This is a genomic window from Roseateles sp., from assembly GCF_039595295.1.
Lineage (GTDB): Bacteria > Pseudomonadota > Gammaproteobacteria > Burkholderiales > Burkholderiaceae_C > Roseateles.
Map to the genome: position 1 here is coordinate 63,481 of NZ_JBCNLU010000025.1, position 12,929 is coordinate 76,409.

General features: G+C 68.2%; 11 protein-coding genes. 3 read left to right on the top strand and 8 right to left on the bottom strand.

Annotated features, from left to right (window positions below):
- Positions 1–53: 53 nt before the first annotated feature.
- From hmgA to ABDW59_RS17470, 4 genes are read right to left on the bottom strand one after another with little or no spacing between them, the layout of a single operon-like run.
- The gene (hmgA, locus tag ABDW59_RS17455; RefSeq protein WP_343631359.1) at positions 54–1,400 is read right to left on the bottom strand and encodes a homogentisate 1,2-dioxygenase; all 1,347 of its coding nucleotides are present in this window, start codon (positions 1,398–1,400) and stop codon (positions 54–56) included.
- The gene (locus ABDW59_RS17460) at positions 1,397–1,714 is read right to left on the bottom strand and encodes a DUF2783 domain-containing protein (protein WP_343631361.1); all 318 of its coding nucleotides are present in this window, start codon (positions 1,712–1,714) and stop codon (positions 1,397–1,399) included. The genes hmgA and ABDW59_RS17460 overlap by 4 nt, the downstream gene beginning before the upstream one ends.
- Entirely contained in the window at positions 1,705–3,369 is a 1,665-nt protein-coding gene (locus ABDW59_RS17465) for an FAD-dependent oxidoreductase (RefSeq protein ID WP_343631362.1), read from the bottom strand. The genes ABDW59_RS17460 and ABDW59_RS17465 overlap by 10 nt, the downstream gene beginning before the upstream one ends.
- A gap of 3 nt (positions 3,370–3,372) precedes the next feature.
- Positions 3,373–4,335, bottom strand: a complete 963-nt coding sequence (locus ABDW59_RS17470; RefSeq protein WP_343631364.1) for an MBL fold metallo-hydrolase — start codon at positions 4,333–4,335, stop codon at positions 3,373–3,375.
- A 161-nt stretch (positions 4,336–4,496) separates the two neighbouring features.
- Here ABDW59_RS17470 and ABDW59_RS17475 point away from each other — a divergent pair, with 161 nt between their 5' ends.
- From ABDW59_RS17475 to ABDW59_RS17485, 3 genes are all read left to right on the top strand, one after another.
- Positions 4,497–5,345, top strand: a complete 849-nt coding sequence (locus ABDW59_RS17475) for an IclR family transcriptional regulator (protein ID WP_343631366.1) — start codon at positions 4,497–4,499, stop codon at positions 5,343–5,345.
- Positions 5,346–5,550: 205 nt separating this feature from the next.
- Positions 5,551–6,519 (top strand): reverse transcriptase domain-containing protein, encoded by a 969-nt coding sequence (locus ABDW59_RS17480; RefSeq protein WP_343631368.1) that lies wholly within the window; start codon positions 5,551–5,553, stop codon positions 6,517–6,519.
- 6 nt (positions 6,520–6,525) lie between these two features.
- On the top strand, positions 6,526–7,908 hold the full coding sequence (locus ABDW59_RS17485) for an AAA family ATPase (protein WP_343631370.1): 1,383 nt from the start codon (positions 6,526–6,528) through the stop codon (positions 7,906–7,908).
- Positions 7,909–7,984: 76 nt separating this feature from the next.
- Here the strand turns inward: ABDW59_RS17485 and ABDW59_RS17490 are convergent, their stop codons facing one another.
- The 4 genes from ABDW59_RS17490 to ABDW59_RS17505 all read right to left on the bottom strand — a co-directional run bounded on the left by ABDW59_RS17490 (position 7,985) and on the right by ABDW59_RS17505 (position 12,920).
- Complete coding sequence (locus ABDW59_RS17490; RefSeq protein WP_343631372.1) at positions 7,985–9,094, bottom strand: tetratricopeptide repeat protein; 1,110 nt, start codon at positions 9,092–9,094, stop codon at positions 7,985–7,987.
- A gap of 105 nt (positions 9,095–9,199) precedes the next feature.
- Positions 9,200–10,546, bottom strand: coding sequence for a divalent metal cation transporter (locus ABDW59_RS17495; RefSeq protein ID WP_343631374.1), 1,347 nt, complete (start codon positions 10,544–10,546; stop codon positions 9,200–9,202).
- Positions 10,547–10,608: 62 nt separating this feature from the next.
- Complete coding sequence (locus tag ABDW59_RS17500) at positions 10,609–12,252, bottom strand: phosphoethanolamine transferase (protein ID WP_343631376.1); 1,644 nt, start codon at positions 12,250–12,252, stop codon at positions 10,609–10,611.
- Positions 12,249–12,920: an arylesterase gene (locus tag ABDW59_RS17505; RefSeq protein ID WP_343631382.1), complete on the bottom strand. Its 672-nt coding sequence runs from the start codon at positions 12,918–12,920 to the stop codon at positions 12,249–12,251. Before ABDW59_RS17505 ends, ABDW59_RS17500 begins: the two co-directional genes overlap by 4 nt.
- Positions 12,921–12,929: the final 9 nt, after the last annotated feature.

Sequence of the window (12,929 nt, forward strand, 5' to 3'; positions counted from 1 at the left end):
GCGCAAAACGCGCGGCCGTGCGGCGCGCGCGTTCCGTCTGACGAGGGGCGGCATCAGTCCGGCTTGAACTTGTCCTTCAGCGCGCCCCAGCAGGCGGCGTAGTTGGCGTCCAGCGCGCCGCCGTTGAGCGCCCATTCGGAGGGGCGGAAGCGCCAGCGGCTCTCGAACATGAAGGCCAGCGTGTGGTCCAGCTTCTGCGGCGTCAGCGCGCGCGTGCTGGCGGCCTCGAAGGCATCAGCGTCGGGGCCGTGCGGCACCAGGCAGTTGTGCAGGCTGGCGCCGCCGGGGCGGAAGCCTTCGGGCTTGGCGTCGTACTGGCCGTAGATCAGGCCCATGAACTCGCTCATCACGTTGCGGTGGTACCAGGGCGGACGGAAGGTGTCCTCCTGCACCAGCCAGCGCGGCGGGAAGATCACGAAGTCGCAGTTGGCCGTCCCTGGCGTGTCGCTGGGGGAAGTCAGCACGGTGAAGATCGACGGATCCGGATGGTCGAAGCTGATCGAGCCGATGGTCATGAAGTGCTTGGTGTCGTACTTCAGCGGAGTCAGGTTGCCGTGCCAGGCGACGACATTGAAGGGCGTGACCGCCTGCTCGTTGCGCCACAGCGCGCCGCCGGTCTTGCGGATGACTTCATAGGGCGCGCCGTCGGGCTCGTGCGCGGCGACCGGGGCGAGAAAGTCTCGCGGATTGGCCAGGCCGTTGGAGCCGATCGGGCCCAGCTCCGGCAGGCGCAAGGCGGCGCCGTAGTTCTCGGCGACGTAGCCTCGCGCCTCGCCCTCATGCGCGTCGACGCGGAAGCACACGCCGCGGGGGATCAGCGCGATCTCGCCGGGGGTGACATCGAGTTGGCCCATCTCGGTGGTGATGCGCAGGCCGCCTTGCTGCGGCACCAGCAGCATCTCGCCATCGGCGTTCATCAGCGCGCGGCGGGTCATCGGGCGATTGAAGGCGTAGACCAGCGCGGCCATGCCGGTCTGCGCGTCCGGGTCGCCGTTGCTCACCAGGGTCTTGAGGCTGTCGACGAAGTCCAGCGGGCGGGCCTCGTCGGCCATCGGGAAGGGGTGCCAGCGCAGCGGATCGGGCGGCGCGGCGACGCCGCCGGCCGCGCCGCTGGTCCAGTAGGGCTGGTCGTAGGCGTGGAAGGCGCCCGTGACGACGGACGGCTGACGGCGGTAGAGCCAGGTGCGGCGGTTTTCGACGCGCGGCGCGGTGAAGGCGCTGCCGGACAGCAGCTCCGGATAGAGGTCCATCGGCGCGCGCTGCGGGCTGTTGCGGCCCTGGGGCAGCGCGCCGGGCACGGCCTCGGTCTCGAACTGGTTGCCGAAGCCGCTCTGGTAGCGGAGCGCCGACGGCGCGGTCTCGCCCGCCTCGGGCGAGCGGAGGGTCTCTGGTGCGTTCATGCTTGTCCTCGTGGGGAAGCGGGGCCCGGGGTCGGGGCGATGGAGATGGAAGTCGACGCCGACGTCAAAGCCGAAGCGCCGGGGCCAGCGTTTGGCGCGGTATCGGCACCGGCACTGGCAAGCGGATTCGCTCGCGACGCGGCGGCCAACGCGTCGAGCAGCACGTCCTGCCGACCGATGTGATTGGCCATCAGCAGGATGAGCCGCGCGTTGAAGGCGGCGCTCGCGCCGGCATCGAGCCCGTGATGCGCGGCCAGCAGCGCTTCGTAGAAGTCGTCGCCGGCTTCGAGATTCGGTGCGGTGATCAGGGACACGCGATGGCCTCCTCGTGGTTCAGGGCGCGGCGCATGGCGGCGGCGAGCTCACCCGCCGCCGGCCGGCGAGACCAGCGGGCACAGACGTGCTGGTCGGGGCGCAGCAGGACCACCGTGCCGGGCGCCGCGTCGTAGCGCCGCCGTGCGAGTCCCTTCGGATCGGTCGCCTCGTCGATGACGAGGACCATCAGCTCGCCGCTGGAGGCGAGGGCGTCGCGGTCCGCATCGGCACCTACTGCGGAACCGGGACCGGAAGCGAAGCCAGCATCGACATCGCCAAAGACCAGCGCCGTGAAGCGGCCGGGCCGCATCTGACGAAGCAGCCAGTCGTCGCGTCCGTCGATGCGGATGGGCGCGTCCGTCGCGACGGCGCCGTACTTCGTCGTCGGCACCGACAACCGGCCGCTGTTGACCAGCCGCCGCGCGAAGTCGAAGTCCCGGGCGAGCGTGAGCGTCGCGTCGCGGAAGATGCGGCTGATCTCGCTCTTGGGCGTGATGAAGTCGGTCGAGCGCGTGGAGTTGAGGATGTTCTCGTCGGCGGCGATCTCGCGCTCGCGGGCGTAGCTGTCGAGCAGGGTTTCCGGCGCTCGACCCTGCACGACCGCGGCGAGTTTCCACGCCAGGTTGTCCGCGTCCTGGATGCCCGAGTTGGCGCCGCGCGCGCCGAACGGCGACACGCCGTGCGCCGCGTCGCCCGCGAAGAGCACCCGCCCGTGGCGGAAGCTGTCCATGCGCATGCAGGCGAAGGTGTAGACGCTGGCCCAGACCAGCTCGATGTCGGGCACTGCGCCGTCGCCGCCGGCGGCGATCGACGCCTCGCGCATCAGCGTGCGCACGCGCGGCAGGATGCGCTCGGGCTGCTTCTCCAGCTCGGGATCGGCGTCCCAGCCCAGCTGGAAGTCGATGCGCCACACGCCGTCGGGCTGGCGATGCAGCAGCACGCTCTGGCCGGGGTGGAAGGGCGGGTCGAACCAGAACCAGCGCTCGGCGGGGAAGGGCGCGCTCATGCGCACGTCGGCGATGAGGAAGCGGTCCTTGAAGCTGCGGCCGTGGCTCTCCTGGCCGACCAGCTTGCGCAGCAGGGAGCGCGAGCCGTCGCAGGCGACGACGTGATCCGCGCGCAGCGTGTAGGGGCCGTCGGGCGTCTCGATCTGAAGCGCGACATGATCGCCGCGCTGGTCGAGGCCGACGACGCGGTGGTGCCAGCGCAGGTCGATCAGCGGCAGCTTAAGCGCGCGCTCGACCAGGAAGCCCTCGACGTAGTACTGCTGCAGATTCACGAAGGCCGGACGCTGATGGCCGGTCTCGCCGAGCAGGTCGAACTGGTAGACCTGCTCGTCGCGGAAGAAGACGCGGCCCACGCCCCAGGACACGCCCTTGTCGACCAGCCGCTGTCCGCAGCCCAGTCGATCGAGGATCTCCAGCGTGCGCTTGGAGAAGCACAGCGCACGCGACCCGACAGAGAGCCGGCCGTCGTCGTTCAGCAGCACGACGGGCACGCCCTGCAGCGCGAGGTCGATGGCGGCGCACAGTCCCACCGGGCCCGCGCCGACGACGACCACCGGATGACGCGCGGTCTGGCCGCGCGCATGGACGTCCTGATCGGCGCTGCGGCGATGGGGATAGACGACGCGCTGATAGTCGACGTCGGTCATCGCTCAGCCCTCGAGCGTGTTCCACATCTCCTGATCGCGCTCGGCCGTCCAGATGCGCGGGTCGCGGAACTGCGTGACCTCGTCGTAGCAGCGGGTCACGTCGAAGGGCATGCAGTGGTCGAAGATGACCCAGTGCCCGTACTTCTGCTTCATCGTCGCGAAGGTGTCCTTGTAGACGGCGTTCAGGTCCTTGCCCGCGGCGACGCCGGCCTTCACCGAGGCGTGCAGGTCGGCGATGAACGAACGCGTGCCCGCCAGGCCCTGGGCGACGGACTCGGGCGTGGTCAGCGCGGCGCCGCGGCCGGGGACCAGCGCGGTCGGCTGGAGCGCGGCGATGTTGTCCAGCGTCTGCGGCCAGTCGGCGAAGTAGGCGTCGCCGGCATAAGGTGTGGCGTCGAACTCGACCAGGTCGCCGGAGAAGAGGATCTTCTGCGCCGGCAGCCAGACGACGGTGTCGCCCTTGGTGTGGCCGCGGCCCAGCTGGATGAGCTGCACTTCCAGCGTGCCCAGCCACAGGCTCATCGCGCCCTGGAAGGTGATGGTGGGCCAGGTCAGGCCGTCGGGCACGGACTCGACGTTGCGGAACAGGCGCGGGAAGCGGCCGATCTCGCTGGCCTTGTCCTGCTCGCCGCGTTCGACGATCAGGTCGTAGGTGTCGCGGCTCGCGATGACGTGCTCGGGTTGGTACGCCGAGGCGCCCAGCACGCGGACCGCGTGGTAGTGGCTCAGCACGACGTACTTGATGGGCTTGTCGGTGACCTCGCGGATGCGGCGGATCACGTCCTGCGCCATCACCGGGGTGGCCTGGGTGTCGATGACCATGACCGCGTCGTCGCCGATGACGATGCCGGTGTTGGGGTCGCCCTCGGCGGTGTACGCGTAGGCGTTGTCGCTGAGCTTGACGAAGGAGACGCGCTTCTCCTCGACGTCGGCGTGGCTGGCGAACTGCTTGGTCGGCTGGGTCATCGTGTCTCCTGGCGGGGTGTTGTCGTGCATTCAGCAAAGCGGAATGCGTTTGTTGATCGCGAATATAGCCGGGTCGACGAATCTGTTCAACAATGACGAATCCAGGTCTTCGGGCTCTCCCATCCCGCCGATACTGCGCCCCCCACGACCTCCAAACAACCATGAGCACCGAAGACACCACCGCCGACCGAGAGGATCGCGAGGACGCCGACGAGCGCCGCGGCATCCAGAGCATCGAGGTGGGCGGGCGGCTGCTGAAGGCGGCCGCGGCACGCGGGCAGCCGATGCCGCTGAAGACCTTGTCGCAAGCCGCGGACATGACCCCTGCCAAGGCGCATCCCTACCTCGTGAGCTTTTGCAAGCTGGGCCTGATGACGCAGGACCCGGCGACCGGCTATTACGGGCTGGGGCCGCTGGCGATGGAGATGGGCCTGATCGGCATGCGGCAGATCGATCCGATCCGGCTGGCGACGGCGCGGCTGGAGGATCTGGCGCAGGAGATCGGCCACACGGTGGCGATCGCGGTGTGGGGCTCGCAGGGCGCAACCATCGTGCGCACGGCCGCCTCGCCGGCGGCGGTGCACGTGACGATGCGGCACGGGACGGTGGTGTCGCTGTCGGACACCGCGTCGGGGCCGCTGTTCGCGGCCTACCGGCCGGCGGCGGAGATCAAGGCCCTGCTGGCGGATGCGCGCCAGCACGGCCCGCTGGACCTGGCGCGCGTGGGCAGGCACGACAAGCCGCAGACGGTGCCGGCGTGGACGGCGTTCTCACGCACGTTGGCGGAGATCCGCGGCCGCGCGCTGCACCGCTCGGTCGGCGGCATCGTCGAGGGCGTCAGCGCCTTCGCCGTGCCGGTCTTCGACGGCGAAGGGCAGATGGTGCTGGCGCTGACGGCGATCGGGCCGTCGGGCGCCTTCGACGCGGCCTGGGACGGGGCGGTGGCCAAGGCGCTCAGTGCGGCGGCGGCGGGGTTGATGAAGGAGCTTGGCGGGGTGGTGCCGGGGTGAGCGGACCGCATCATCGACGCGGAACTCTGGCAGCCTCTACGCCTTGTGTGAGCGCCGTTGAAGGACACCCGACAGCGGACGCATCACACAAGTAGATCAGACGGCCTAGAGGCTGGCCTTCGCGACCGGAGATGCTCCTAGTCAGCCAGCATGAGACGGACTTTATCGCAAAGCTATAGTGCCGCTCAACCATCGCCACGCCGCCATGCTCCCGACGAAGAAGCCGCTGAAGACGTTGTTCGAAGCCATGTTCCATGGCAAGCGGACCTTCGCAGATTTCAGCCGCGATGTGTCGGAGGATGATGTGGAGCGTTCCTACATCCAGCATGGTGATAAGCGGCGGGAACTGGTCAAGCCGAGCGATCGCCTGCGCGCTTATCACCGCTTCTTGCGACTCTTCCTTCTCGACTTTCTTCCGGTCCAAGACGAGGTGGTGTTCTCCTATCGCAAGGGAATGAGCGCACGCGATGCCGTGGCGCGACACGCCCAGAGCCGACATTTCTTCGTTTCCGACATCGAGTCGTTCTTCCCGAGCCTTACCCGCGAGATCGTTCGGCGCACGATCGCAAATGCCGAGGAATTCGTTCCCATAGCGGATCTTCCGGAACACATGGAGCACCTGCTCGACCTGCTCTGTGTCGATGACGCGCTGCCCGTGGGGTTCTCGACGTCGCCCGCGTTGAGCAACGCAGCGCTCTATCAGTTCGACGTCGAATTCCACGACCGCTGCTCCGAACTGGGCATCGTATACACCCGCTATGCGGATGACGTCGTCTTGTCGGCGGATGATCGTGCGCGCGTCGAAGTCGCGGAAGGTGAGCTCAACCTCTGTTTGGACCGTGCATTCGGTGGCGCCCTCCGGCTGCATCGAGGCAAGTCCAAGTACCTGCACATCGGAGGAAAGATCAAGCTGCTGGGCATGGTGCTGCTGCCCAACGGCATGATCTCGGTCGATACCTCGGTGAAGGATGAGATCGAAACCATGCTCTACCGGTACCTGCGCGATCGGGAGCGCTTCAACGCGATGCTGCCGACCGGTGCCGCGAAGGCTGAGGCCCGACTGGCCGGCCTGTTGAACTACGTCAACACCGTAGACCAGTCCTACCTGGACAAGCTGAGACGCAAGTATGGCGCGGCCGTGGTGGATCTCTTTCTGCATCGTTCCTTTGGATGAGATCGCATGCAATTCGGCGTCGAGATCAACAACGTCAGGCCGATCGCCAGATTGGTCCTCCGTCTCGATCTGAGCCGGAATGCACCGCTTTGCATCGTGGGGCGGAATGGCGCCGGCAAGACCACGCTGGCCAAGGCGATCATGACCTTCGCCTTGGCCGACACGTTTCAGCGCACGAACTCCGCTGGTGCCCTTCGAGAGGACAGCGCCGTTCGATACAGCTTGGATGGCGAGACCTTCGAGTTCACATATGACGGCGCGCTCGGCTCGCTGAGCACGCGGTCGCCAGTGCCGCAGCGCTTGCGAGAACTCATCTCGGTCGAGTTGCCGATCCCTCATGGGCAGCGATTCGGCTACTTCTCGACGCTCTCCGAGGCCAACGATGACATCGTCAAGGCGATGGTCCTCGGAACGGACGCGCGTCCCGACGGGCTGATCGAGTTCCTGTCCAAGATCTACGGCGAGCCTCGATTCGAGAATCTGCGAGAGGTGAATTTCTCTCGCGGCACGTGCACGTTCTATCGGCTCGACGACGATCGATACGTCCGTGAGGATTCCTTCAGCTCAGGCGAGTACTTCCTCGTCAATCTTTATCGTCGCCTGAAATCCGGTTCACGCCTGATTTTCATCGACGAGATTGACATATCGCTGGATGCAGCTGCACAGGCTCGGCTGGTCGGCGAGCTGCGGCAACTGTGTGCGCGGTTCGAGGTCAATGTCCTGTTCACGAGCCACTCGTTGGCATTGATGCAGACCCTTCGCAGCGCGGAACTTCTCTATCTCGAGACTGCGGCGGAGCAGTCGATGCTTGTGGAGAGATCCTTCGCGTACGTGAAGAGCCTGATGTTTGGCTTTCACGGTTGGGACCGCTACATCCTGGTGGAGGACGAGGCCGCCGAACTGGTGATCGAACACCTCGTCCGCAAACACTGCCAGCCTTGCTTCTCCCGATTCTTCATCCTAGTGGTTGGTGGGGCTGGTCAAGTGATCAGCTTGCTGCAACGCAATCGCGAGCACGGTTTTCTGGCGTCGGCCGATGCGGTCATCGCAGTGTTGGACGGAGACCAGGCAAACACCGGGCATGCGGCGGAGCCGGACACCCATTGCATGCCGATCTGGTCTGTGGAAAGTGCATTCGAGTCTGTTTACGATCGACCAGATTTTCAGCCGCGTCTCCCTGCTAATGTCGAAGCCGCGCTGCCCGTCGTTGGACGCCATAAGGCGATCTACAAGGCCTTTCGACGCTTGAAGCTGTTGCCGGACAGCGATCTCGTTGAACTGGCGTGCGCAACGGAGACGGAAGCCATGCGCGCCTTCGCAAAGCGTGTCCTCAAACCGCTTTTGTGTGCGAGGGACGAGGCGAATCTAGAGGTGATCGAGCAAAGCTGATATTCAACTGCCCATCGCTTGCACGCTCGGCGTAACGACGCAAAAGTTGTCGTTCCACCGGGCGTGGGCGCCCCGCTCAGAACGGCCCCTCAGGCACCAACGAAAACATGTGCGCGTCGCTCACCTGGCCGTTGACTCGCAGGCGGTTGCGCAGCACGCCCTCGTACAGTGCGCCGACGCGCAGGGCGACCGCCTGGCTCGGCTCGTTGCCCACCGACACGAGGATCTCCACCCGCTGGATCTGCAGCGTGCCGAAGGCATAGCGGCTCAAGGCCCGCACCGCCGCCGACGCGATGCCGCGGCCTTCGCAGGAACGTCGGACCCAGTAGCCCAAGTTGCACAACGGGTGCACGACGTTGAAGTGGTTGAGCCCGCACCCACCGACGAATCGACCGGTGTCCCGCTCGAAGATCCCCAGCTCATACGCCGTGCCGGCTGCGAGGTTCTGCGCGGTACGCGCGAACCACTCCGCGCCGTCTTCGAGCGAGTAGGCCGCATGCGCGAAGCCCAGCCATCGACCGACCGTGTCGGCTGACTCTCGGGCCGCTTCGACGAACTCGGGCAGATCCTCCGCTCGATACGGGCGGAAGACGAAATCGCCCTCGTACAGCGGTTGGAAGCTCGGACGCGGGGGCGCGTCCAGCTCCCAGACCTCATCGGCCAGCTGCTTCGCGCAGGCCAGCATCGACCGGTGGTAGCGCGACAGGCGCGGCGCGAGCGCCGCCAGCGCCAGGCCCGCCGCCTCCTTGCCGCGACCCTGCGCCGCATAGGTCAGCGCGAGCAGCGCGCGCGCTTCGTCATGCAGCGGCGCGTCGTTGCCGGGTTGCAGGTGGTGGGTGAGTTCGCCGGCCAGCAGCGCCTCGCTCTCGTCGAGCCGGTTCAGCCAGCGCAGCGTGCTGCCCAGCTGGATCACCGCCCGCGTGCGGCGATAGGGATCGAGACCGCCTTGCGCCAGCGCGGCGCGATAGAGCGGCTCGGCTTCGGACTCCAGGCCCGCCGTGTCGCGGGCGCAGGCGCGCTCGAACAGCGCGCGGGCGTCATGGGCGGGCCGCTCGGCGGCGAGCGCGTCGATCCGCGCGACGAGCTGGTCGCCGCTGAGATCGGCGGCTTGTCGCCAGACCTCGTCGATGCGCAGGGTCCAGGCGTCGTTCAGCGGGGCGGGCAGGGCGGGCTTGGCGGTGGTCATCGGGCCAGTCTAGCGAGCGCCGCTCGCCCGCCAGACGTCATGGGGCGAGCGGCCGATCGCGTGGACGGACGGCGGCCGGCGGCGATCAGCGACGGTCAGCGGTGATCAGCGGTGGAGCAGCTGCAACACCAGCATCACCACCGTCGCAAGCGCCATCGCCGCGGTGGCCAGCCAGCCCAGCCATTGCCAGATCGCGGGCATCCGCAGTTCGCCGACGATCTTCGGATGGGAGGCGGCGATCATCACCGCGACCATGATGGGCACGGAGATCACCGCGTTCACCACCGCCGACCAGAACAGCGCCTTGATGGGATTCAAGCCCGACAGGCTGAGCGCGAGCCCGATGAGCATCGCGCCGCTGAGGATCGCGTAGAAGGTCTTGGCGGCTTGGGGCGGGCGGTCCAGACCGCGCCGCACGCCCGCCAGTGTCGCGACCGCGTAGGCGGCCGATCCGGCCAGCACCGGCAGCGCCAGCAATCCCGTGCCGACGATGCCCGCCGCGAAGAGCGCGAACGCGAAGTCCCCCGCGATCGGGCGCAGCGCTTGCGCGGCCTGGGCGGTGGTCTCGATGTCGCGTACGCCGTGGGCGTGAAGCGCGGCGGCCGTCGCGACGATCATGAAGAACGCGATCGTGTTGGAGAAGCCCATCCCGATCAGCGTGTCGATGCGCAGCCGCCGGAACTGCGTGGCGGCCTGCTCGGGCGCGCAGGCGAGCGGCTTGTCGGCGGCGATGCGGCGGATCTCCTCGGCTTCCTGATTCGCCTGCCAGAAGAAGAGATAGGGGCTGATGGTGGTGCCGAGGATGGCGACCACGGTGGTCGCGTAGTCCCGATCCCAATGCAGCGACGGCCACACCAGCGACTTCAGCGCGAGCGCCCAGTCCGCCCGCGCCGCGAAGCCCACGCCGACGTACGCGAGCAGCGACAGCGTCAGCCATTTCAGCACCCGCACGTAGCGGGCGTAGGGCAGCCAGATCTGGAGCACCAGCGACACGGCCGCCATCGCGACGACATACAGCCCCGCGTGGCCGCCGGCGACCAGATGCATCGCGTCGCCCATCGCGCTGAGGTCGGCGCCGAGATTGATGACATTGGCCAGAACGAGCAACGAGACCAGGGCCACGACCAGCCAGCGCGGGCAGAGCTTGGCGAAGGTCTCGGTGAGGCCCTTGCCGGTGATGCGGCCGATGCGGGCGCTGGCGAGCTGGATGCCCACCATCAGCGGGAAGGTGACGAGGATGGTCCAGCTGGCCGCGTAGCCGTATTGCGCCCCGGCTTGCGAGTACGTGGCGATGCCGCTGGGGTCGTCGTCGGCCGCGCCGGTGATCAGGCCGGGGCCGAGCTTGGACCACCAGGGATCGGACGAACGGCCCTCGTCATCGGGAGCGTCGCTGGTCGAGGTCGACGCATCGACCGTATCCAGTGCGTGGGTGCGAGGTGGGGATCCCGTCATGCGCTTGTGGCGTTGTTGAAGACGGGAAGGCAAGGGAGGTGCCCGCCTGAGCGGCCAGCCCCCTACCGATCGAATCTCACCACCGGCGCCTTCAACCGCGGCGCCTCCCACGCATAGCGCGCATCGAGCACATTCCGCTCGTCCTGCATCCCGGTCCAGCGCAGTTGCAGCAGGTCGGCGATCGTCCATCCGGCCCAGTCGGCGCGGAAGGGCCGCGCCGCGGTCGCGGCATCGAAGTCCGCGCCGGTGCGCCACATCAGCGTGGGAATGCGATAGCCCGCCGGCGTGCCCGGGCTGTGACCCGCGTGCGCGATGCTGTGACCGACCTCCTGCCCGTGGTCGGACAGGAACATCCACGCGCCGCGCCCCGCTTGTGGCACATGCCGGCGCGTGAGCCGCAGCGTCTCGGCGACCACGCCGTCGTGATAGCGGATCGCCGCGTCATAGTCCTGGCGGGACTCGCGCAGCCACATCGGATGGCCCGCGCGGATCATGCCCTGGTCGACCGCGTCCGAGTCGTCGTCGAAGGGGTTGTCCCCGGCCGGCATGCGCATCCGGTAATGCGGATGCGCGCCCAGCAGATGCACCACCACCAGCTTGCGCGGCGCCGGGTCGATCAACGCCTCTTCCAGACAGTCCAGCAGCTCCCCGTCCAGCGAGGCCGACGAGCGCCCCGGCTGCCGGTTGATCATCTCGACCTCGTCGGCCAGCCGCGCGTGCTGCTGGTCGACGGCGACGTCGTCGTGATTGCTCATCCACCAGATCTTGTAGCCCGCCGTGCGCGCCAGCGCGAGCAAGTGCTGCGCGCGGCCCGCGGGATCGTCCTCGTCGCGCTCGCCGAAGCTGAACAGCCCGCTGAGCGAAGCCAGCGTCCCCGCCTCCACCGACCACGCATGGCGCAGCGTCAGCAGCCGGGTCGACTCCTCGCGCGCGAGCGCCGTGAGCTGCGGCGTCGTCGGCCGCCCGTAGCCGTAGAGGCTCATGTTGTCGCGGTTGACGCTGTCGGTCAGCACCAGCACGACAGTGGCGGGGGCATCGGAGCTCAGCGTCGGCGACGCCGCGCGGGCGTTGCGCATCAGCTGGTCGCGTTGGCCCTGCTGATCGGACCAGGCGTGGCGCAGCTCGGCGACGTCCTGCGTCCACGCGGGCCAGAAGACCAGCGGGTGATGACGCCGCCAGGGCTTGCTCAGATGGGCGAGCACGCACAGCGCCATCAGCGTCAGGAGGATGACGCGACCGGGGCGGGAGAGCGCCGCCTGATCGCGCGTCGCCACCCGCACGGCGAGGATGGTCAGGCCTGGTCCGACGAGCGCAAGCCCGATGGCGAGGACCAACGCGTGCGACTGGGAGGCCAGGTACTCGGCGGTTTCGCGCGGCGTGGTGTTGGCCGCGGCGGCCAGGACCAGCGAGCTGTCCGGCGTCGCCTGGTACTGCGTCGCGAGCCAGGCCCGCGCCGCGCCGTCGAGCAGGAACAGCGCGATGCCCGTCGTCGCGAGCACCGCGCGCACGCGGCGCCACGGCGGGCGCTCGATCGGCCAGCGCAGCCAGAGCAGCAGCGGCAACGCGAGCATCGCCACCTGCGCCGCGCGGCGCCCGTCATGTCCGAGGATCACCGCCGCGAGGCAGGCGGCGGTCAGCAACGCGAAAGCGGCCCAGGACGGCAGCGCCCGACGAGCGAGCCGGGACAGGGAAAGCGTCGAGATCACAGCAGCGGCCGCAGCACCTTCCACACGTTGTCCAGCATCACCGGATGCGCCTTGGCCAGCGGATGGATGCGGTCGCCCTGGAACCAGTCCGCGGCGTCGGGCCGGTCGGCCACGCCCGCCAGCAGGAAGGGCTGCAGCGCCACCTTCTCCTCCTGCGCGACGGTCTTGAAGCTGCCCTCGAAATCACGCCCGTAGGCCGCGCCCATGTTGGGCGGGATCTGCATGCCGACCAGCATCACCTTGGCGCCGGCCTCCTTGCCCGCCTGAACCATGGCCTTGAGGTTCTCCCGCGTCATCTTCAGCGGCAGCCCGCGCAGCGCGTCATTGCCGCCCAGTTCGATGATCAGATGCGTCGGCCGCTGCTGCTTGAGCAGCGCCGGCAGCCGCGAACGTCCGCCCGAGGTGGTGTCGCCGCTGATGCTCGCGTTGATCACCTCGGTGCCGGGCTTCTCGGTCTTGAGCCGCTGCTCCAGCAAGGCCACCCAGCCGCTGCCGCGCGCCAGGCCGTACTCGGCCGACAGGCTGTCGCCCAGCACCAGGATGCGGCGCCCGCCGCCGGTCCTCGCTTCGGTGCGGCCTTGCGCCGCGACAGGCCCCGGCGTGACTCCCACCACCCCGAGGGCCAAGGCACAGGCGCTACAGTGCAGGATCCATTCACGGCGGCGCATCTGCGGTTG

Bases quoted from the DNA above. Each gene is read 5' to 3' on its own strand.
- hmgA (WP_343631359.1), bottom strand. From the start codon at position 1,400: ATGAACGCACCAGAGACCCTCCGCTCGCCCGAGGCGGGCGAGACCGCG.
- ABDW59_RS17465 (WP_343631362.1), bottom strand. From the start codon at position 3,369: ATGACCGACGTCGACTATCAGCGCGTCGTCTATCCCCATCGCCGCAGC.
- ABDW59_RS17470 (WP_343631364.1), bottom strand. From the start codon at position 4,335: ATGACCCAGCCGACCAAGCAGTTCGCCAGCCACGCCGACGTCGAGGAG.
- ABDW59_RS17475 (WP_343631366.1), top strand. From the start codon at position 4,497: ATGAGCACCGAAGACACCACCGCCGACCGAGAGGATCGCGAGGACGCC.
- ABDW59_RS17480 (WP_343631368.1), top strand. From the start codon at position 5,551: ATGCTCCCGACGAAGAAGCCGCTGAAGACGTTGTTCGAAGCCATGTTC.
- ABDW59_RS17485 (WP_343631370.1), top strand. From the start codon at position 6,526: ATGCAATTCGGCGTCGAGATCAACAACGTCAGGCCGATCGCCAGATTG.
- ABDW59_RS17490 (WP_343631372.1), bottom strand. From the start codon at position 9,094: ATGACCACCGCCAAGCCCGCCCTGCCCGCCCCGCTGAACGACGCCTGG.
- ABDW59_RS17495 (WP_343631374.1), bottom strand. From the start codon at position 10,546: ATGACGGGATCCCCACCTCGCACCCACGCACTGGATACGGTCGATGCG.
- ABDW59_RS17505 (WP_343631382.1), bottom strand. From the start codon at position 12,920: ATGCGCCGCCGTGAATGGATCCTGCACTGTAGCGCCTGTGCCTTGGCC.